This window comes from Pseudomonas sp. 210_17 TE3656 (assembly GCF_054821965.1).
On the sequence record NZ_JBTRBC010000001.1, the window covers coordinates 4,156,501 to 4,176,239 of the forward strand.

Below are 19,739 nucleotides of genomic sequence, written 5' to 3' on the forward strand. Positions count from 1 at the left end.
AAAAGCTTGATGACCGGGCTGATGGCGGCGTTCGCCCTGACAACTGCGGGCGCTGTACAGGCCACTGCTGCACAGGCGATCGGACCGTTTCAGGTCTATGAGCTGGCCCTGCGCAAGGATCCAGTGTTCCTCGGTGCGCTTAAAGCTCGCGATGCGGGGCAGGAGTACCGCGCCATCGGTCGCGCCGGGCTGTTGCCCAACCTGTCGTACAACTACAACAAAGGCCGCAACGATTCGAAGGCCAGTTATCTGGGCGACTCGCGGCGTGAAACTGAGGACCGTCATTACGACAGCTATGGCTCCAGCTTCATCCTGCAGCAGCCACTGCTCGACTACGAAGCCTACGCCAGTTACCGCAAGGGCGTGGCCCAGGCACTGTTTGCCGACGAGGCGTTCCGCGACAAGAGCCAGGAGTTGCTGGTGCGGGTGATGACCAGTTATACACAGGCGCTGTTCGCCGAAGACCAGATCGGCATCAGTGTCGCCAGCAAGCAGGCCTACCAGCAACAGTTCCGGCAGAACCAGCAACTGTTCCAGCAAGGGGAGGGGACTCGCACCGATATCCTGGAAGCCCAGGCCCGTTATGAACTTGCCGATGCCGAGGAAATCCAGGCGCGCAACGATCAGGATGCGGCCCTGCGCGAACTGGGTGCGCTGATCGGTGAGCCGTCGGCGCGGATCGATGAGTTGGCACCGCTCAATGACGGTTTCGCGTTGCTGACTTTGCAGCCGGGAAGCTACGAAGCCTGGCATGAACTGGCCCTGGCCAACAATCCGCAGCTGGCTTCCCAGCGTCAGGCCCTGGAAGTGGCTCAGTACGAAGTCGAACGCAATCGTGCGGGGCATTTCCCCAAAGTAACGGCCTACGCCACCTCGCGGCGCATGGAGTCGGACAGTGGTAACACCTATAACCAGCGTTACACCACCAACACCATCGGCCTGGAAGTCAGCCTGCCATTGTTCGCCGGTGGTGGCGTGTCGGCGTCGACCCGCCAGGCCAGTCGCAACCTGGAGCGGGCCGAGTATGAACTCGATGGCAATACCCGCAGTACCTTGATCGAGCTGCGGCGGCAGTACAATGCCTGCCAGTCAGGCGTCAGCCGTCTGCGTGCCTATGAACGGGCGCTGACGTCAGCCCGGGCCCTGGTGGTATCGACCCGTCAGAGCGTGCTGGGTGGGGAGCGGGTCAATCTGGATGTGCTCAATGCCGAGCAACAGCTTGCGACCACCCGCCGTGATCTGGCCCAGGCCCGCTACGACTATCTGCTGGCCTGGATCAAACTGCATTACTACGCCGGCACCTTGCGCGAAGAGCACCTGGCCAGGGTCGATGAAGCGTTCGTGCGACGCTAGGCCGTGCGCGCCCGCAGGCTGCGCTGACGTTCGGCCAGGGCCCAGACCAGCAAGGCCAGGCTGCCGATCGTCAGGCCGGCGAAAACGATGCCGTGCCAGCCGTAGGTCTGGAACAGCTGGGTGCCGAGCAGCGAGCCCAGCGCGCCACCGATGAAGTAGCAGGTGATGTAGCCAGCGTTGAGGCGGTTGCGTGCTTCCGGGCGCAAGGCAATCACCGCATTCTGGTTGCTCACATGTACCAGTTGCACGGCCAGATCCAGCAGCAGCACGCCGATCAACAGCGCCACCAGCGAGGTTTGCGCGAAGCCCAAGGGTACCCAGGACAGCAGCAGGGCCAGCAAGCCGACCGTGGTACCTAGCGGGCCCTTGCCGCGGTCGGCCAGGCGGCCGGCCCAGTTGGCCGACAGTGCGCCAGCGGCGCCAGCCAGGCCGAACAGGCCGATCACGGCATCTGAATAGTGGTAGGGCTCGGCCGCCAGGAGAAACGCCAGCGGGGTCCAGAACAGCGCGAACAGGCTGAAGGCCAGCAAGCCGAGCAATGAGCGCAGGCGCAATACCGGTTCATCGACAAACAGGCGAAACACCGAGCCGATCAAGGCCGGATAGCTGAGCCCGGCGTGCTGGTGGCGTTCCGGCAGGGCGCGCGCCAGGGCAATGGCGCAGACCGCCATCAGCCCCGCAGCGAGCAGGTAGATGCTGCGCCAGCCACCCAGTTCGGCCATGAAACCGGCAGCGGTGCGGGCCAGCAGGATACCCAGCAGCAGCCCGCTCATCAGTGTCCCGACCACCCGCCCGCGCTGGCCCGGATCGCTCAGGCCCGCGGCCATCGGCACCAGCACCTGGGCCACCACCGAGAACAGTCCGGTCAGCGTGGTACCCAGCAACAGCCAGACCAGGCTCGGCGAAAAGGCACTTATCAACAGACCCAGGGTGCTGATGCCGATCATGCTGACGATCAGCCGGCGCTGTTCGAACAGGTCACCCAGCGGCGCCAGCAGCAACAGCCCTGCGCCATAACTCAGCTGCGCGGCAATGACGATGGCCCCGGCGCTGGCGGTGCTCAGGCCGAAATGCTCGGCGATGCTGTGCAGCAGCGGTTGCGCGTAGTAGTTGCTGGCGACGGCAAGGCCGGTGGCGGTGGCCATCAGCAGGATCAGGCCGCGGCTCAATGGGGTAGCAGAGGTGGTCATGGACCGTCTCGATCAGTGGCAGTAAAGGTGTGACAGTATCGGAAATGCGCGGGTATGACGCCAATGTATCGTTTTCATCTCGTCCATCATGAAAACAGATCGTTGCATACACCTGAAACAGCCTCCCCCGGCTGCCTGGGCTACGGTCGACAGGATCGAGCGCAGCCTGGCGGACCGGGGCAGGGCCCGAAGGCATCAGGCGGCGAAGCCACCATCGATGGTCAGGCTGGCACCGGTGATGTAGGCCGCCTCTGGGCTGGCCAGGTAGGCAACGAAACCGGCGATTTCCTCGACTTCGCCGTAACGACCGACAGCCATGTAACCCATCAGGCTTTCGGCGAACTCGCCATGGGCCGGGTTCATATCAGTGTCCACCGGGCCTGGCTGGACGTTGTTGATGGTGATGCCAAGGGGCCCGAGGTCCCGGGCCAGGCCACGGGTCAGGCCGACCAGGGCCGACTTGCTCATGGCATAGGGGCCGCCACCGGCAAACGGCATGCGTTCGGCATTGGTGCTGCCGATATTGATGATGCGCCCGCCTTGACCCATATGCCGGGCTGCAGCCTGAGTGGCAACGAAGACGCTGCGCACGTTGACGGCCAGGGTGCGGTCGAAGTCGTCGAGGTCGAATTCCAGCAGCGGCGCGACAGCCAGCACTCCGGCGTTGTTGACCAGGATGTCCAGCCGGCCGAACGCCGCCACGGTGTTTTCCACCGCGGACTGCACGGCACTGGCATCAGCGCTGTCAGCCTGGATGGCCAGGGCCTTGCCACCGCTGGCGACGATGCTTTCCTGCAGGGCTTGGGCCTGGGCCGTGGCGCTGACGTAGGTGAAGGCGACACTGGCACCTTCAGCGGCCAGGCGTTTGACGATGGCTGCGCCGATACCGCGCGATCCGCCCTGGACCAGAGCTACTTTGCCGTTGAGGCGAGTTTGAGTCGACATGCTGTGCTCCCGAAAGAACAAGGCCGGATGCCTTGGATGGGGCTCAGTATCGGCGCTGGATTACCCACTGAGTAGCCGGTAATCGCTATAGTCTGTGTAAACCAGAAGTATGGAATCGCGCCTGTGGAAACCTTCAGCAGCATCGAGTGCTTCGTGCGTAGCGCAGAAGTCGGCAGTTTCGCCGAGGCGGCCCGGCGCCTGAGCCTGACGCCTGCGGCGGTGGGCAAGAACGTTGCCCGGCTGGAGGCGCGTCTGGGGGTGCGCTTGTTTCAGCGCAGCACCCGGCGATTGACGCTGACCGAAGCGGGTCAGCGTTTTCTCGGCGAAGTGGCCAGCAGCTTCCAGACCATCCAGCATGCCGTGGCCAACCTCGCCAGCGCCGAAGGGCAGCCGGCCGGCACCTTGAAGGTGAGCATGGGCACCGTTTTCGGGCGCTTGTACATCGTGCCGTTGCTGGCCGAGTTCCTGCAGCGCTATCCGGCCATCAGTCCGGACTGGCATTTTGATAATCGTCAGGTCGACCTGATTGGTCAGGGGTTCGATGCGGCGATCGGCGGTGGTTTTGATCTGCCCCAGGGCGTTGTCGCTCGCAAACTGACCCCGGCGCACCGGATTCTGGTGGCAGCCCCGGCGTTTCTTGAACGTCACCCACTGATCCAGCAGCCGGCCGATCTGCAGACGCTGGACGGTATTTTGATTCGTTCACCGCAAACCGGACGGGTGCGCAACTGGCCGTTGACCAATCGCCAGCAAGAACAGACACCGCTGAACATTCGCCTGCGCATGACCATGAGCGACTCGGAAGCCGCCTGTGCGGTGGCGCAGCAGGGGCTGGGGGTGGCGCTGGTGAGCATGCCGTTTGCCGTGCCTTACCTGCAGGCGGGAAGTCTGCTGCGGGTGTTGCCGGACTGGTATGTGGATGATGGCAACATTTCTTTGTACTACGCCGAGCACAAACTGTTGCCGGGCAAGACGCGGGCGTTTGTCGATTTCATCATCGAGCAGTTTGCCGCTCAGGGCTTGGCGCAGCGGTTCAGTGCGGTGCTTTGATTTGATTGGAAGTATCGCGGGGCAAGCCCGCTCCCACAGGGGAAACCAAAGCCGGTGGGAGCGGGCTTGCCCCGCGATGCTTTCAGCTGACTTCAATCACCACAAAGCTCTGGTGCTTGGCACCCAGGTCCAGGCTGACTTCATCATCTTCCCCTTTACCCAGCAAACGCTGGCCCAACGGTGAGCGCGGGGTAATCACCGTCACCAGCTGTTCCCCCTGGCCAATCTTCAATCCCGCGCCTTCAGGCCCGAGAAACAGGCGCTGGCAGCTGCCGTTCTCTGCTTCCAGGGTCACCAGGTTGCTGATTTGAATGCCGCGGGCCGGGTCGTAATCGCGAAGTAGCAGTTGCTGGAACGCCGCCCGTGCCTGGCGGATTTCTTCCATGCGCCGGGCTTGCCCGGTTGCCAGATAGGAGGCCTCCAGCCCCAGCGTGTCGTACTTGTTTTCGGCGATGTTCTCTTCGGCGGTAGCCGCTTCATAAGCGGTTTGCGCTGCGCGCTGGGCCACGTCGAGGTCGAAGCTCAAGGTATCGATGATGCGTTGCAGCAGGTCGGCTTTGTTCATGGCGTCAGTTACAGAATTCCAGGACGAGGGCGCGGCTCTTCTCGGTCGGCGCGGTGCGGTTCTGTTGCAACCAGAACTGACACTTGGGGTTGGACAGATTTCGCACGCTGCCTTCGGCCTGCTCCTCGGCCTGCTGCAGTTCCTGTTTGTGCAGGATCTGTTTGTACTGCTCGAACATCTGACTCTGTTGTTCCGCTGCGGCGCCAGGGCCTGGCGTAGCGGCTGACGGAATCACCACCTGGCTCACGGGCTGCACTGTTTCGGGTAACAGGCGCCAAGCCAGCCACAGGCTCAAGGCAATGGCAACGGCACCCAGCCACAAGCCCAGGGCGATGCACAGGGTCAATTGCACAGGCTTGAAGGTGATGCTCGGTTCGTCAGGGCGGGGCATGATGGCCTCCTGGCCAGGTCAGGGACGTTCATTGTCGCACGGTGCAACGGGTTTTTTTCGCGACACGCTTTTGTCTGCGATGATTTACCCGGACAATCGGCGCTTTTTCCAAGGGGCCAGCGATGAAAGCGGACTGGGACATCTTCTGTTGCGTCGTCGATAACTACGGCGATATCGGCGTGACCTGGCGTCTGGCCCGGCAACTGGTCGCCGAGCAGGGGCTGGCGGTGCGCCTGTGGGTGGATGACCTCAGCGCCTTCGCCCGCATCTGCCCCGAGGCTGACGCCCAGGCCCCGCGCCAATGGCAGCAGGGCGTGGAAGTCTGTCATTGGCTGGCAGACTGGCAGCCAACGCCAGTCGCCGACGTGGTCATCGGCGCGTTTGCCTGTCAGTTGCCAGCGGCTTATGTGCAGGCAATGCTCGATTGCCCGCGTCCGCCATTGTGGCTGAACCTGGAATACCTCAGCGCCGAAGGCTGGGTCGAAGGTTGCCATGGTTTGCCTTCACCGCAACCCAATGGCCTGCGCAAAGTGTTTTTCTTTCCGGGCTTTACCGCTAAAACCGGTGGTCTGCTGCGCGAGGGCACACTGCTGGCGCGGCGCGCGGCGTTCGAACAAGACCCGGCTGCCCGTCAGGCATTTCTTCAACGCCTGGGCGTGACTCCGGCCAGCGGCGCCCGCCTGATCTCACTGTTCGCCTACGAGAACGCGAGCCTGGCCAGCTGGCTGGATGCGCTGGCCGCCGACAGCCGTGACAACCATCTGCTGGTGCCCGAGGGGCGGATTCTGGGGAATGTGCAGGCCTGGCTGGGCGACGGCGACTCGCAGGCCGGCAAGCTGGCCAGGCGTGGCGCGCTGACCGTGCAGATCCTGCCTTTTGTTAGCCAGGATGACTACGATCAGCTGCTGTGGAGTTGCGACTTCAATGCCGTGCGCGGTGAAGACTCGTTCGTTCGCGCGCAATGGGCAGGGCGCCCGTTGCTCTGGCATATCTATGTCCAGGAGGAGTACGCCCACTGGGAAAAACTTGAAGCGTTCCTCGACCACTACGTCGAGGGATTGTCGCCGTCGGCCAAGGCGGCGCTGGTCGATTTGTGGCGTGCCTGGAACATGGATCGCGACATGGCGCAGGCCTGGCAACAGGTGCTCGAACACTGGAGCGAACTCGATCGGCACGCCCGCCGCTGGAGCGCCGTGCAGGCCGCTCAGCCGGACCTTGCCACGGCGCTGGTGAAGTTTTACCTAAATTGGCTATGATATGCGGCCTCGATTTTTGTAAATCCATCCAAATTCGGATATCTCGCAATGAAAACTGGTAAAGAACTGAAACCCGGTACCGTACTGCGGATCGACAACGACCCGTGGCTGGTTCAGAAAGCTGAATTCACCAAGTCGGGCCGTAACAGCGCGATCATGAAGACCAAGCTGAAGAACCTGCTGACCGGCTACAAGACCGAAACCGTTTACTCGGCTGACGACAAGCTGGACGACGTGATCCTGGATCGCAAAGAAGCGACCCTGTCGTTCATCAACGGTGACACCTACACCTTCATGGACACCAGCGACTACACCATGTACGAGCTGAACGCCGAAGACATCGAGGCCGTTCTGCCGTTCATCGAAGAAGGCATGGAAGACGTCTGCGAAGCTGTGTTCTTCGAAGAGCGCCTGGTTTCGGTTGAGCTGCCAACCACCATCGTGCGTCAGGTTGACTACACCGAAGGCTCCGCGCGCGGCGACACTTCGGGCAAGGTCATGAAGCCTGCCAAACTGAAGAACGGCACCGAGCTGAGCGTTGCTGACTTCATCGAGATCGGTGACTGGATCGAGATCGATACCCGCGAAGGTGGCTCCTACAAGGGCCGCGCCAAGGTTTAAACCTGGCGTTTGCGCGTATACGAAAAACCCGGCCTTGGCCGGGTTTTTTTATGCCTGGGATTTACCCTCAGACGCTGACGTGCAGGCGCACATCAACGTTGCCGCGGGTAGCGTTGGAGTAAGGGCAGACCTGGTGGGCTGCGTCTACCAGCGCTTGCGCCTCGGCTTGTTGCAGGCCCGGCAGGTCGATATTCAGGTCGATATCCAGACCAAAACCACCAGGGATCTGGCCGATGCCGACTTTGGCGGTGATCGAGCTGTCGGCAGGCAGCGCTTTTTTCTGCTGGCCGGCAACGAACTTCAGGGCGCCGATGAAGCAGGCCGAGTAGCCGGCGGCGAACATTTGCTCAGGGTTGGTGCCGTCACCACCCGCGCCACCCAGTTCCTTGGGAGTGCTCAGCTTGACTTCGAGTTTGCCATCGCTGGAACGCGAGCTGCCGTCGCGACCGCCGGTGGATTTGGCTTCGGCAATGTACAGAGGAGTGACCTTTTGCATCTTGAGCCTCGCTTGTGAATTGCGCCGCGGCGCTGAGTGGGTACGGGAATTAACTTATCGCGCAATTATTTTGCGCGCAAGATAAATTTCGACCTGTCTACAAACGGTCATTCACAGCATAGCCGTCAGAGGTTTTTTTGCAGGTTGGCGCGCAATTCCAGGAGGTCGGCCTGCAGCTGTTGCAGGCGCTCAAGGTTTTCGCCGCTGGCGGCCAGGATGCACTGAGGGATATCTTTGGCCCGCAGTTGCAGGGCGCGGCCCTGTTCGCTCAAGTGCACCAGGACCACCCGTTCGTCTTCTCGGCTGCGGGTGCGCTTGAGCAGGCCTTCAGCTTCCAGGCGCTTGAGCAACGGGGTGAGAGAACCCGGATCGGTCAGCAGATGCTGACTGATTTCACCGACGGTCAGGCCATCCTGTTCCCACAGCACCAACATCGCCAGGTACTGTGGATAAGTCAGCCCGAGCTGCTGCAGCAGCGGTTTGTAGACTTTGGTCATCAGCAGCGAAGTTGAATACAGGGCGAAGCACACCTGGTTATCCAGGAGCAGTTCGTCGCAAGGAGCAGGCGCTTTCGAGTTGGCGTTCATGCTCATCCTTTATTGGTTAAGTCGTATGAATTTAGCACGCTGTTGATTAGCGCGCTGATTACCAGCGTAGCTCGCTTTGCAGGGCCAGATCCCAGGGCGGCACGGGGCTGAAGCGGCTCTTGAGGAATTCGAGCAGCAAACGGCTGCGAGAGTTCGTTTCATGTTCCAGGCGCAAGGCATAAATGCCGCTGGATTCGGCAGCCGGCAGACCGTTTTCGCAGAACAGCGGCAACAGTTCACCGCGCAGCAGGTATTCGCTGATCAGCCAGGTCGGCAAGTGGGCGATGCCCAGGCCCGCCAGTGCACCGAACAACAGGGTCTCGGCATTGTTGGCGCTCATGCGCATGCGTGTAGGACGATACAGGCGCAATTGGCCGTCGACGGCAAAGCGCCAGGCGAACGGCGGGGCCAGGCCGTCCCAGTCCAGGCCGTCGTGCTCGGGCAGTTCCACGGGGCTGGCGGGAACCCCGCGAGCCGCCAGGTAAGCCGGGCTGGCGCAGGCAATACGCACCATGTAGGCCAAGGGCGTGGCCACCAGACGGGTATCGGCCAAGGGACCTGCGCGCAGCACCAGATCGACTTCGCCCAGATGCGAGCCGTGCAGGTCGACAAAGCTGTCGATCAGGCGCAGTTGCACATCGAGCCCGGGGTAGGCCACCAGAAAGTCGGCGATGGCCGGAGCCAGATGGCGGCGGCCGAACGCTGCCGGCGCGTCGATGCGGATCAGGCCCTCCGGGGCATTGCTCAACGACACCGCCTCGGCGCGCGCCAGGCGCAGTTCTTCGACAATGCGCCGGGCCCGTTCGGCAAAGGCGTTGCCTGCCGGTGTCGGGCGCACGGCGTGGGTGCTGCGCACGAACAGACGGCTGCCGACAGCACTTTCCAGGGTATCGATGCGCCGAGCGACGGCGGATGGGGTCAGTGGGTGGCGTCGGGCGGTGGCGGAAAAGCTACCGGTCTCCAGCACATCCAGAAACAGACTGAGTTGTTCGGTGAGGGTGTCCGGGTTCATTTTGCAGGGCCTGCTTTTGCGTAATCAGCAAAGCCATTGTGCGTTGCTATGCGTTTCCCCGCTAGCATCGGCTCGGTAGCATGCAGCGATTGGAATTCTTGAGAGACGGCAATGATCGAGTGGGCAATGTACATAGCGCTGGGCGCTGCACTGGGGACGGTCGGTGGGCTGTTCGGCATTGGCGGCGGGCTGATCGCGATTCCGGCGCTCGGTGTGCTGTTCGGTCTTGACCAGCAACTGGCGCAGGGCACCGCTCTGGTGATGGTGGTACCCAACGTATTGCTGGCACTGTGGCGCTATCACCAACGCAACCGCATCGAGCTGCAGCATGCTGTGCCGCTGGCGGCCGCCAGTTTTGTCTTTGCCTGGCTTGGTTCGATCTGGGCCGTGGGAATCGATGCGCAGTCCATGCGTTTTGGCTTTGTCGTGTTTCTGGTGGCGTTGGCGGCCTGGAACCTGGCGCGCATGTTCATGCGTAAGGCCGAGCCAAGCAGTGAGCTACGTCATCCCTGGCCATGGCTCGGAGTGCTGGGCGGCGGTGCTGGTGTGCTTGGCGGTTTGTTTGGGGTTGGCGGCGCGGTGGTGGCCACGCCAGTGCTGACCAGTGTCTTCGGCACCACCCAGGTGGTTGCCCAAGGGCTGTCGCTGGCCTTGGCTGCACCTAGTACCGCAGTGACATTGCTGACCTACGGCATTCACCAGCATGTGCAGTGGAGCATGGGCATTCCGCTGGCAGTGGGTGGCCTGCTAAGTATCAGTTGGGGCGTGAAACTGGCTCACGCCTTGCCGGAAAAAGTCCTGCGCTCGCTGTTCTGTGGCTTTCTCGTAGTCTGTGCGGTAATGCTCGCCTTCAAGATCTGAAGCCTTCGCTGATGTAGTCGGCCATGCAGTCAGTCATTTGTGACTGGCTGCTGTTATTGCGTAGCAGCATGATGCTGGCGGTCGGTAATTCGGGCAGGCCTTCGGCTGCGCCGATCACCCTCAGATCGCTGGTGATCAGGCTCTGCAACTGGGCGGTGACCGCCAGACCGGCACTGACCACCGCCATGATCGCCGGGGTGCTGGCACTGGTGTAGGCGATCCGGTATTCCTTGTCGATCGCATCCAGGGCATTGCAAGCCCAGGTCCGGCAACAGCAATCGGTGTTGAACACGGCCAGCGGCAGTGGATTGTGTTCGTGTGGGCAGAACCCCTGGGCCTGCACCCAGACGGCGCGCTCGCGGCGCAGCAACTGGCCGACTTCATGGCCGGGCTCGCAGGTGATGATGGTCATGTCCAGATCCTGGCGTTGCATCAGCTGACGCGAACTTTCGCAGTGCACTTCGACCTGAATCAGCGGGTAGGCCTGGGCAAAGCTGGAGAGAATGCCGGGCAGAAAGCGCATGGCGTAGTCATCCGGGGTGCCGATCCGCACCATGCCGACCATGTGCGGCATGCGCAGGGTGTTGAACACCTCGCCATGCAATTTGAGAATGCGCTTGGCGTAGCCGAGCAAAACCTGGCCTTCGGCGGTCAGGCGCACCTGACGGCCGTCACGCTCGAACAGCTGGCGCTGGATGATGTCCTCTTCCAGGCGTTTCATCTGCATGCTCACCGCCGACTGGGTACGGTTGACCACTTCACCGGCACGGGTGAAACCGCCGTACTCGGCGATGGCGACGAAGGTGCGCAAGACGTCTGAGTCGATACTCTGGTACTGGGACATGGCATCAATCCCCTAGATGTATGACATAAGAAACATTCGTTGGATTGATCTTAGGCCCGCGCTGACACTGTCGTCATCCCACACGGAGGGCAAGACGATGAAAGGTCAGAAATCGCTGGACCTGATGTATCCCCAGCCGCACCACGGCGGGTTCTCCCATCTGCTCCACAACGCTATCGGGCAATTGGCGCGCTGGCGGCAACTGCATCATCAGCGCATGGAACTGGCGCGCTTGAGTGATGCGGCGCTGCACGACATCGGTATGAGTCGTGTCGATGTCTTGCAGGAAGTGGAGCGGCCATTCTGGGATGACCCACTGAAAAAATGAGTCGCGCCATGACGGTGTCGCTACTACCTTAAGTGGGCTTGTTCTGCAGGAGCCGGGCATGCCCACCACTCAATCCTTTTCCATGCTGCAGGCGCGCCGCCTGGTACTGTCAGCCCAGGGGTTCGCCGCGCGGGCGCCTCGCTCGCCAGTGACTGCCGCCCATCTGCAACGGGTGTTCGAGCGCCTTGGCGTGGTGCAGATCGATTCGGTCAATGCCCTGGTGCGCTCGCACTACCTGCCGTTGTTTTCCCGCCTGGGCAGTTATCCACAAGCGCTGCTCGACCAGATCGCCTGGGGCCGCAGCCGTCAGCGCAAACTTTTCGAATACTGGGGGCATGAGGCCTCGTTGCTGCCGCTGGAGCTCTATCCCTTGTTGCGTTGGCGCATGGACCGTGCGCGGCAGGGGCAGGGGATCTATCAACAACTGGCGCGGTTTGGCCGCGAACAGCAGCCGACCATTGCCCGCGTACTTGCCGCCGTCACCGCCCAGGGCGCTCTGGGCGCGGGCAGCCTGTCGACTCGCGAAGTGCGCGCCGGCCCCTGGTGGGACTGGAGCGCGGAAAAACATGCGCTGGAATGGCTGTTTGCTGCAGGTTTGGTAACAGTGGCCGGGCGACGTGGCTTCGAGCGTTTGTACGATTTGTCTGAACGGGTTTTGCCGGCTGCAGTGTTGCAACAGCCGTTGCTCGACGAAGCCCAGGCGCAGCGCGGGCTTGTGTTGCAGGCAGCTTCTGCCTTGGGCGTGGCCACCGAGAAGGACCTGCGCGATTACTGGCGGTTGAGTCCGGCCGACAGCCGTGCGCGGCTGGCCGAGTTGCTCGAAGAGGGGCAGTTGCAAGCCTGTACGGTGCAAGGCTGCTCGCAACCGGCCTATTGCCTGGGCAGTGTGCGGCTGCCGCGCAAGGTCGCCGCCAGTGCGTTGCTGTCGCCCTTTGATTCGCTGGTCTGGGAGCGCGAGCGTACGGAGCGCTTGTTTGATTTCCGCTATCGCCTAGAGATTTACACCCCGGCGCACAAACGCGTCTACGGCTATTACGTACTGCCGTTCCTGTACAACGAGCGGATTGCCGCGCGGGTCGATCTGCGTGCCGAGCGGGCCAGTGATCGTCTCGCGGTGCATGCCGTGCATGAACAGGCCCTGGGCCTGGATGAGGCCGGGATGCAGGCCTTGGCCGACAGTCTGTGGCGCATGGCCGGCTGGCTCGGCTTGAGTCAGGTGCAGCTCAACTGTCCACGGGCCAGCGCTGCGCGATTGCGCCCGGCGCTGGCCCGCAGCGTTGTCAGCGGCGGACTTGCTTGAGGGTTTCGGCGATCAGGAAGGCCAGCTCCAGCGACTGGTCGGCGTTCATCCGCGGGTCACAGTGGGTGTGGTAGCGGTCGGACAGGGCGTCTTCGGTGATCGGCCGGGCGCCGCCGATGCATTCGGTGACATTCTGTCCGGTCATTTCGATGTGAATACCGCCGGCATGGCTGCCTTCGGCCTGGTGCACCTGGAAGAACTGTTTGACCTCGCTGAGGATCTGCGCGAAGTCGCGGGTCTTGTAGCCGCTGCTGGCCTTGATGGTGTTGCCGTGCATCGGGTCGGAACTCCACAGCACCTTGCGGCCTTCGCGTTCGACGCTACGGATCAGCGCGGGCAGGTGCTCGCCGACCTTGTTGGCGCCCATGCGCACGATCAGGTTGAGGCGGCCGGGATCGTTATCCGGGTTGAGCACATCGATCAGGCGGATCAGTTCTTCGGTGTTCATACTCGGGCCGACCTTGACCCCGATCGGGTTGTTCACCCCGCGCAGGAATTCCACATGCGCACCGTCGAGCTGACGGGTGCGGTCGCCGATCCAGAGCATATGGGCCGAACAGTCGTAGTAGTCGTTGGTCAGGCTGTCGCGGCGCACGAAGGCTTCTTCGTAGTTCAGCAGCAACGCTTCGTGCGCGGTGAAGAAGCTGGTTTCACGCAATTGCGGTGAGCTGTCCATGCCACAGGCACGCATGAAGGCCAGGGTTTCGTCGATGCGGTCGGCCAGCTGGCTGTACTTTTCCGCCAGCGCCGAGTTGGCGATGAAGTCCAGGTTCCACTTGTGCACCTGGTGCAGGTCGGCAAAACCACCCTGGGCGAAGGCGCGCAGCAGGTTGAGGCTGGCGGTGGACTGGTGATAGGCCTGGAGCAGGCGCTCGGGGTCGGGTACCCGGCTCTTTTCGTCGAAGCCGATGCCGTTGACGATGTCGCCGCGGTAAGCCGGCAGGGTTACTCCGTCGATGGTTTCGTCACCCGCCGAGCGCGGCTTGGCAAACTGCCCGGCCATGCGCCCGACCTTGACCACCGGACAGCCGGCGGCAAAGGTCATGACGATCGCCATCTGCAGCAGTACCTTGAAGGTGTCGCGAATCTTCGCCGCGGAAAACTCGGCGAAACTTTCCGCGCAGTCGCCACCTTGCAGGAGAAATGCCCGGCCCTGGGTGACTTCGGCGAACTGCCGGCGCAGCTCGCGGGCTTCGCCGGCAAAGACTAGCGGCGGGTAGCTGGCCAGGGTCTGTTCGACCTTGAGCAGGTGCGCCGCATCGGGGTAGGTCGGTTGTTGCTGGATCGGCAAGGCGCGCCAGCTGTCAGGACTCCAGGGTTGGTTCATCACGGGCTCGGTCAGGTCGGAAATGGGCTGTCTGCCATGTTAACAGTTGCCGCACGCCTTGTTGCACTGGCGCCATTGACGGACAATGGCGGTTTTTGCTTGGGGCAGCGGCGTAAGCCGGGAGACAGCATGACAGTGGAACGGGTAGAGCGGGTGCTGGCCCAGGTGCAGGACCAATACGGCACCATCAGCGTGCTGGAAGTCGAAGACTATCGCTTTCTCGAGTTCGGCGAGGCGATCGAGCAGAGCTGTGTGTTCACTGCCGATCCGAGCTGGCTGGAGTATGACTATACCCGCGCCATGCTGGTGGCTGCACTGTGCCACGCGGAGCCCGAGAGTGCCTTGTTCCTCGGTCTGGGGGCCGGAACCCTGACCCAGGCCTGCCTGAAGTTCCTGCCGCTGGAAGACGTCGAAGCCATCGAGCTGCGCCCGGATGTGCCGCGTCTGGCCATCGAATACCTGGGGCTGGATGACGATCCGCGTCTGTATATCCGCATCGGCGATGCGATGGAGTTGCTCGACAGCGCCGAACCCGCCGACCTGATCTTCGTCGATCTGTACACCGATCACGGTCCGGGTGTTGCCCACCTGGCCTGGCGTTTTCTCGAAGACTGCCAGAAGCGCCTCAACCCCGGTGGCTGGCTGGTGATCAACCAGTGGGCCGGCGATGACGGCAAGCCGTTGGGCGCGGCGTTGTTGCGCGGCCTGTACCATCGCCACTACTGGGAACTGCCGGTCAAGGAGGGCAATGTGATCATCATGGTGCCGGCCGACCTTGACCAGGAACTGGATATGGACGGGCTCAATGCCCGGGCAGAGGCGCTGGCGCCGCGTTTGGGTTACTCTTTGCAGCCGTTGATCGGAGCCATTCGCCCGGCCACCTGAGCCGCGCGCTAGAGCGGGCGCAAGAAAAACGATTCAGCCGCCTGCAACTTGCCTGTACCAGACCCGTCGTCACGTGGCCTGGCGCAGGCGTGTTGGAATAAAAAAATCTCCCGTGATTGGCTAAATCAGGTATAGTACGCGCCGGTCTTTTACCGGACCTCGTTTAGGTAGTGCAATTCCCCGAAGCCAGCTTCGGCTGCGCGTCCGCCCCGCGGACTCTCCTTGACGTTCCTATTTTTCTTCAATCGTTTTCGCAAATCCCCGCCGACAAAGCTGCCAGGGTGACCTTCGGGTCTTACAAGGCATGCGCAGCTTTGGAGCATGGGTCTTTGCGGATGCACTTAGAGGCAGACCCATGACCCAGGAAACCGGCGGCTTCGCCGCTCTCGATCTTCATCCGAGCATTGTTGCTGCAGTATTGGCTACCGGCTACGAAGAGCCATCCGCCATTCAGCAGCAATCGATCCCGATTATTCTCGCCGGTCACGACATGATCGGTCAGGCGCAGACAGGTACCGGTAAAACCGCTGCCTTCGCACTGCCTATCCTGAACCGCATCGACCCGAGCAAGCGCGAGCCGCAAGCCCTGATCCTGGCGCCAACCCGTGAGTTGGCGCTGCAAGTAGCTACCGCTTTTGAAACCTACGCCAAGCAGATGCCGGGCGTTACCGTGGTGGCCGTATATGGTGGTGCCCCAATGGGCCCACAATTGAAAGCAATCCGCAACGGCGCGCAAATCGTCGTCGCTACCCCTGGCCGTCTGTGCGACCACCTGCGCCGCGACGAGAAAGTCCTGGCAACCGTCAACCACCTGGTGCTCGACGAAGCCGACGAAATGCTCAAGCTGGGCTTCATGGACGACCTCGAAGTGATCTTCAAGGCCATGCCGGAAAGCCGTCAGACCGTGCTGTTCTCGGCGACCCTGCCAGCTTCGATCCGCGCCATTGCCGAACGTCACCTGCGTGACCCGAAGCACGTCAAGATCCAGAGCAAGACCCAGACTGTAACCGCGATCGAACAAGCTCACCTGATGGTCCACGCCGACCAGAAGGTTTCCGCTGTCCTGCGTTTGCTGGAAGTGGAAGAGTTCGACGCACTGATCGCTTTCGTGCGTACCAAGCAAGCTACCCTGGACCTGGCCAGCGCCCTGGAAGCCAAAGGCTACAAAGCCGCTGCGCTGAACGGTGACATTGCCCAGAACCAGCGTGAGCGCGTCATCGACTCGCTCAAGGATGGCCGTCTGGACATCGTCGTCGCTACCGACGTCGCTGCCCGTGGTCTGGACGTGCCGCGCATCACTCACGTGTTCAACGTTGACATGCCGTACGACCCGGAGTCCTACGTTCACCGTATCGGCCGTACCGGCCGTGCCGGTCGCGAAGGTCGTGCGCTGCTGCTGGTTACCCCGCGTGAGCGTCGCATGCTGCAGGTGATCGAGCGTGTTACCGGTCAGAAGGTTGCCGAAGTTCGTCTGCCTAACGCCCAGGCCGTTCTCGATGCGCGCATCAAGAAGCTGACCAACAGCCTGGCGCCGCTGGTTGCTGATGCCGAATCGACCCACGGCGATCTGCTCGATCGTCTGACCGCCGACATCGGTTGCAGCCCGCGTGCCCTGGCCGCAGCCCTGCTGCGCAAGGCTACCAACGCTCAGGCGCTGACTCTGGAAGCTGTCGAGAAAGAGCAGCCGCTGGTTCCGACCTACACCCCGCGTGAGCGCACTGGCGAGCGTCCAGAGCGTGGCGAGCGTGAGCGTCGTGCGCCAATGCCGCTGGGCGAAGGTCGTGCCCGCTGCCGTACCGCGCTGGGTGCGCGTGACGGTATCGCTGCCAAGAACCTGCTCGGCGCCATCCTTAACGAAGGCGGCCTGGCCCGCGAAGCAATCGGCCGCATCCAGGTGCGCGACAGCTTCAGCCTGGTCGAGCTGCCGGAAGAAGGTCTGGAGCGTCTGCTGGCCAAGCTCAAGGACACCCGCGTTGCCGGTAAGCAGCTGAAGCTGCGCCGCTACCGCGAAGACTGATCCGCGAGCAATAAAAAAAATCCCCGACTGAGTCGGGGATTTTTTTTGTCCGTAGGAGCGGATTCATCCGCGATGGCCTGCACAGCAGGCCTATTTAGGGCCGCGCTGCGCCCCTTCGCGGATAAATCCGCTCCTACAGGCCTAGTCGAACCGGTAGATGTCCATGCCCAAGGCCCCCAGGGTGAAGCCCTGATGGACGATCCCGAACCGCTCACCGGCACCGCGGGCAAAATACAACGGCAACAGATGCTCATCGCTCGGATGGCTGCGCACGGCAAACGGCGCCTGGTGCCGGTAATCATGCAGGGCCGGCGTATCATCTGCCTGCAGTTTCTCGATCATCCAGTTACGAAACGCCAAAGCCCAGGGTTCGATGCTTTCCGGGCCGGCGCGCCAGTCCAGTTCGCCGAGGTTGTGGGTGATGCTTCCCGAGCCGATCAACAGGATGTTTTGTTCACGCAAGCTGGCAAGCGCAGCGCCTACCAATTCCTGTAGTTTCGGGCCGAGCTGGGTCGGCAGGGAAACCTGTACCACCGGAATATCCGCTTTGGGGTACATCAGCGACAGTGGCACCCAGGTGCCGTGGTCAAAGGGCCGCTGTGAGTCGAGGCGGGCCGGCATACCGGCGGCGCAAAGCAATTCACTCACGTGCTGAGCCAGGGCGGGATCGCCCGGAGCGGGGTACTGCACGGCATACAGCGCAGCGGGGAAGCCGCCGAAGTCATGCCAGGTGTCTGGCTGAGGGCTACTGGATACCAGCAGTTCACGGCTTTCCCAGTGCGCTGATACCACCACAATGGCTTTCGGTCGCTCCAGCTCTGCGGCCAGGCGCTTCAATGCCGGGCCACTGGCGCCCGGTTCCAGGGCGAGCATGGGAGAGCCGTGAGAAATAAACAGGCTGGGCAGCATAAGGGCGTTCCTGACGTTTAAGATGGGCCCATCTTCAGGCAGAACATTGATCTAAATCTAATATAAGTTTTCGCAGTATTTGATCGAAATTATCGAGGTGAGCCATGCAGGCAGAGTTTTGGCATTCACGCTGGAATAGCAATCAGATCGGCTTTCATCAGTCCCGGGTCAACGCCTACCTCCAGCAGCACTGGCCGGCGCTGGGTGTGCCGGCGGGCACGCGGGTGCTTGTGCCGTTGTGCGGCAAGAGCCTGGACATGCTCTGGTTGGCAGGGCAGGGGCTGCAGGTGCTGGGTGTCGAGTTGTCGGAGCGGGCTGTGGAGGACTTCTTCACTGAACATCAGTTGCAGCCGCAAGTGACACAGGACGGTGTATTCAAGGTTTTCCGCTGCGAGGATGTCGAGATCCGCTGTGGTGATTTCTTCGCCTTGATGGCTGCGGATGTCAGCGGTTGCAGCGCATTGTATGACCGCGCTGCAGTCATCGCTTTGCCTGAGGAGATGCGCAAGCGCTATGTCGCGCATCTGCAGACGATATTGCCTGCTTCGGCCAAAGGCTTGTTGATCACCCTGGATTACGATCAATCGCAAATCGACGGGCCGCCGTTTGCCGTTACTGATGAGGAAGTGCAAGCACTATTCGCCGCCTGGCACCCGCTTGAGCTGGCAGCGCACGATGTGCTGGAGGACAGTCCGAAGTTTCAGCAGGCCGGTGCCAGTCATCTGCTGGAGCGGGTCTATCGGCTGTCGCGCTGAAATGAAAAGGGCGACCCTGAGGTCGCCCTTTTTTCTTGCATCGTCCCTTAGCCGCGACGGCGCAGGGCTTCGATACGATCTTCCAGCGGTGGGTGGCTCATCAGCAGGCCAGCCAGGCCCTGCTTGAGGCCGCCGTTGATGCCGAAGGCGTTCAGGGTGTCAGGCATGTGCACTGGCACGCCTTGTTCCGAACGCAGGCGCTGCAGGGCGCCGATCATCGCACTGGTACCGGCCAGGCGGGCACCGGCTTCGTCGGCGCGGTACTCGCGTTTACGCGAGAACCACATGACGATCATGCTGGCCAGGATGCCCAGCACCAGTTCGGCAACGATGGTCGCGATGTAGTAGGCGATGCCCTGGCCTTCTTCGTTCTTGAAAATCACCTTGTCGACAAAGTTGCCGATGATACGGGCGAAGAACATCACGAAGGTGTTGACCACACCCTGGACCAGGGCGAGGGTAACCATGTCGCCGTTGGCGACGTGGCCGATCTCGTGGGCCAGTACTGCACGTACTTCATCAGGCGAGAAACGCTCCAGCAGGCCCTGGCTTACCGCAACCAGTGCATCGTTGCGGTTCCAGCCGGTGGCGAAGGCGTTGGCCTCGTAGGCCGGGAAGATGCCCACTTCCGGCATCTTGATGCCGGCTTCGCGGGACAGCTCTTCAACGGTCTGCAGCAGCCACTGCTCGTGGCGGGTGCGCGGCTGGCTGATGATCTGCGTGCCGGTGCTCATTTTCGCCATCCACTTGGAGATGAACAGCGAAATCAGCGAACCGGCAAAGCCGAACACGGCGCAGAAAACCAGCAGCTGGTCGAGCTTGAGGTCAACCCCGTTTGCCGCCATGAACCCATTGAAGCCGAACAGGCTCAGGGTAATGCTGGCAATCAGCACAACCGCAAGGTTGGTGGCTACAAACAGTAAGATGCGCATCATGGTTGTTACGTTCTCCTGACGGATAAAAATGTCACGTATGCGGGGGTATATAAGGTGCAGGCTCCAGCGATTCAACCGGGCGACTATTTCAAACTGTGTACTTCTCTGTATT

The 19,739-nt window shown here is 61.9% G+C and carries 20 protein-coding genes and 1 pseudogene; 10 read left to right on the forward strand and 11 right to left on the reverse strand.

The window, feature by feature from the left end; all coding sequences use genetic code 11:
* The first annotated feature begins 21 nt into the window (after window positions 1-21).
* Window positions 22-1,353, forward strand: a complete 1,332-nt coding sequence (locus ACVI9W_RS19515; protein ID WP_461531848.1) for a TolC family outer membrane protein — start codon at window positions 22-24, stop codon at window positions 1,351-1,353.
* Here the strand turns inward: ACVI9W_RS19515 and ACVI9W_RS19520 are convergent.
* Window positions 1,350-2,543, reverse strand: coding sequence for an MFS transporter (locus ACVI9W_RS19520; protein WP_461530890.1), 1,194 nt, complete (start codon window positions 2,541-2,543; stop codon window positions 1,350-1,352). The genes ACVI9W_RS19515 and ACVI9W_RS19520 overlap by 4 nt on opposite strands.
* A 195-nt stretch (window positions 2,544-2,738) precedes the next feature.
* Entirely contained in the window at window positions 2,739-3,488 is a 750-nt protein-coding gene (locus ACVI9W_RS19525; protein WP_461530891.1) for a 3-oxoacyl-ACP reductase family protein, read from the reverse strand.
* Window positions 3,489-3,611: 123 nt separating this feature from the next.
* On the opposite strand from ACVI9W_RS19525, the gene ACVI9W_RS19530 reads away from it, so the two are divergent.
* Window positions 3,612-4,538 (forward strand): LysR family transcriptional regulator, encoded by a 927-nt coding sequence (locus ACVI9W_RS19530; RefSeq protein ID WP_461530892.1) that lies wholly within the window; start codon window positions 3,612-3,614, stop codon window positions 4,536-4,538.
* An 82-nt stretch (window positions 4,539-4,620) separates the two neighbouring features.
* On the opposite strand, the gene ACVI9W_RS19535 is transcribed toward ACVI9W_RS19530, so the two are convergent.
* Window positions 4,621-5,103 (reverse strand): GreA/GreB family elongation factor, encoded by a 483-nt coding sequence (locus tag ACVI9W_RS19535; RefSeq protein ID WP_461530893.1) that lies wholly within the window; start codon window positions 5,101-5,103, stop codon window positions 4,621-4,623.
* A 4-nt stretch (window positions 5,104-5,107) separates the two neighbouring features.
* A complete protein-coding gene (locus ACVI9W_RS19540) occupies window positions 5,108-5,494 on the reverse strand; it encodes a hypothetical protein (protein ID WP_461530894.1) in 387 nt (128 codons plus the stop codon).
* Between the two features lie 122 nt (window positions 5,495-5,616).
* On the opposite strand from ACVI9W_RS19540, the gene earP reads away from it, so the two are divergent.
* Both earP and ACVI9W_RS19550 read left to right on the forward strand, forming a co-directional pair.
* The gene (gene earP / locus ACVI9W_RS19545; protein ID WP_461530895.1) at window positions 5,617-6,750 is read left to right on the forward strand and encodes an elongation factor P maturation arginine rhamnosyltransferase EarP; all 1,134 of its coding nucleotides are present in this window, start codon (window positions 5,617-5,619) and stop codon (window positions 6,748-6,750) included.
* A 48-nt stretch (window positions 6,751-6,798) separates the two neighbouring features.
* Window positions 6,799-7,371 (forward strand): elongation factor P, encoded by a 573-nt coding sequence (locus ACVI9W_RS19550; protein ID WP_038608472.1) that lies wholly within the window; start codon window positions 6,799-6,801, stop codon window positions 7,369-7,371.
* A gap of 67 nt (window positions 7,372-7,438) precedes the next feature.
* Here ACVI9W_RS19550 and ACVI9W_RS19555 read toward each other — a convergent pair whose 3' ends face one another.
* From ACVI9W_RS19555 to ACVI9W_RS19565, 3 genes are all read right to left on the reverse strand, one after another.
* Complete coding sequence (locus ACVI9W_RS19555; protein WP_038608475.1) at window positions 7,439-7,867, reverse strand: organic hydroperoxide resistance protein; 429 nt, start codon at window positions 7,865-7,867, stop codon at window positions 7,439-7,441.
* Window positions 7,868-7,992: 125 nt separating this feature from the next.
* Window positions 7,993-8,454 carry a MarR family winged helix-turn-helix transcriptional regulator gene (locus tag ACVI9W_RS19560; protein WP_461530896.1) on the reverse strand — a complete coding sequence of 154 codons (462 nt, stop codon included), beginning with the start codon at window positions 8,452-8,454 and terminating at the stop codon, window positions 7,993-7,995.
* A gap of 58 nt (window positions 8,455-8,512) precedes the next feature.
* Window positions 8,513-9,466 (reverse strand): LysR family transcriptional regulator, encoded by a 954-nt coding sequence (locus tag ACVI9W_RS19565; RefSeq protein ID WP_461530897.1) that lies wholly within the window; start codon window positions 9,464-9,466, stop codon window positions 8,513-8,515.
* 111 nt (window positions 9,467-9,577) lie between these two features.
* On the opposite strand from ACVI9W_RS19565, the gene ACVI9W_RS19570 reads away from it, so the two are divergent.
* Window positions 9,578-10,327: a sulfite exporter TauE/SafE family protein gene (locus ACVI9W_RS19570; protein WP_461530898.1), complete on the forward strand. Its 750-nt coding sequence runs from the start codon at window positions 9,578-9,580 to the stop codon at window positions 10,325-10,327.
* Here ACVI9W_RS19570 and ACVI9W_RS19575 read toward each other — a convergent pair.
* Window positions 10,317-11,171 (reverse strand): LysR family transcriptional regulator, encoded by an 855-nt coding sequence (locus ACVI9W_RS19575; protein ID WP_038608488.1) that lies wholly within the window; start codon window positions 11,169-11,171, stop codon window positions 10,317-10,319. The two genes, ACVI9W_RS19570 and ACVI9W_RS19575, sit on opposite strands and share 11 nt — an antisense overlap.
* A gap of 97 nt (window positions 11,172-11,268) precedes the next feature.
* Between ACVI9W_RS19575 and ACVI9W_RS19580 the strand changes: the two genes are divergently transcribed.
* Together ACVI9W_RS19580 and ACVI9W_RS19585 are read left to right on the forward strand one after the other, a co-directional pair.
* On the forward strand, window positions 11,269-11,499 hold the full coding sequence (locus ACVI9W_RS19580) for a DUF1127 domain-containing protein (RefSeq protein WP_038608491.1): 231 nt from the start codon (window positions 11,269-11,271) through the stop codon (window positions 11,497-11,499).
* Between the two features lie 58 nt (window positions 11,500-11,557).
* Complete coding sequence (locus ACVI9W_RS19585; protein ID WP_461530899.1) at window positions 11,558-12,799, forward strand: winged helix-turn-helix domain-containing protein; 1,242 nt, start codon at window positions 11,558-11,560, stop codon at window positions 12,797-12,799.
* Here the strand turns inward: ACVI9W_RS19585 and ACVI9W_RS19590 are convergent.
* Window positions 12,780-14,126, reverse strand: coding sequence for a class II 3-deoxy-7-phosphoheptulonate synthase (locus ACVI9W_RS19590; protein ID WP_461530900.1), 1,347 nt, complete (start codon window positions 14,124-14,126; stop codon window positions 12,780-12,782). The two genes, ACVI9W_RS19585 and ACVI9W_RS19590, sit on opposite strands and share 20 nt — an antisense overlap.
* Before the next feature lie 129 nt (window positions 14,127-14,255).
* Here ACVI9W_RS19590 and ACVI9W_RS19595 point away from each other — a divergent pair, with 129 nt between their 5' ends.
* Together ACVI9W_RS19595 and ACVI9W_RS19600 are read left to right on the forward strand one after the other, a co-directional pair.
* The gene (locus ACVI9W_RS19595) at window positions 14,256-15,011 is read left to right on the forward strand and encodes a spermidine synthase (protein WP_038608500.1); all 756 of its coding nucleotides are present in this window, start codon (window positions 14,256-14,258) and stop codon (window positions 15,009-15,011) included.
* A 321-nt stretch (window positions 15,012-15,332) separates the two neighbouring features.
* Window positions 15,333-17,028, forward strand: a pseudogene (locus tag ACVI9W_RS19600) (DEAD/DEAH box helicase).
* Between the two features lie 141 nt (window positions 17,029-17,169).
* On the opposite strand, the gene ACVI9W_RS19605 reads toward ACVI9W_RS19600, so the two are convergent.
* Window positions 17,170-17,937, reverse strand: a complete 768-nt coding sequence (locus ACVI9W_RS19605; RefSeq protein ID WP_461530901.1) for a DODA-type extradiol aromatic ring-opening family dioxygenase — start codon at window positions 17,935-17,937, stop codon at window positions 17,170-17,172.
* A gap of 104 nt (window positions 17,938-18,041) precedes the next feature.
* Here ACVI9W_RS19605 and ACVI9W_RS19610 point away from each other — a divergent pair, with 104 nt between their 5' ends.
* On the forward strand, window positions 18,042-18,692 hold the full coding sequence (locus tag ACVI9W_RS19610; RefSeq protein WP_461530902.1) for a thiopurine S-methyltransferase: 651 nt from the start codon (window positions 18,042-18,044) through the stop codon (window positions 18,690-18,692).
* Between the two features lie 47 nt (window positions 18,693-18,739).
* Here ACVI9W_RS19610 and htpX read toward each other — a convergent pair whose 3' ends face one another.
* Window positions 18,740-19,627, reverse strand: a complete 888-nt coding sequence (htpX, locus tag ACVI9W_RS19615) for a protease HtpX (RefSeq protein ID WP_038608512.1) — start codon at window positions 19,625-19,627, stop codon at window positions 18,740-18,742.
* Window positions 19,628-19,739 lie beyond the last annotated feature (112 nt).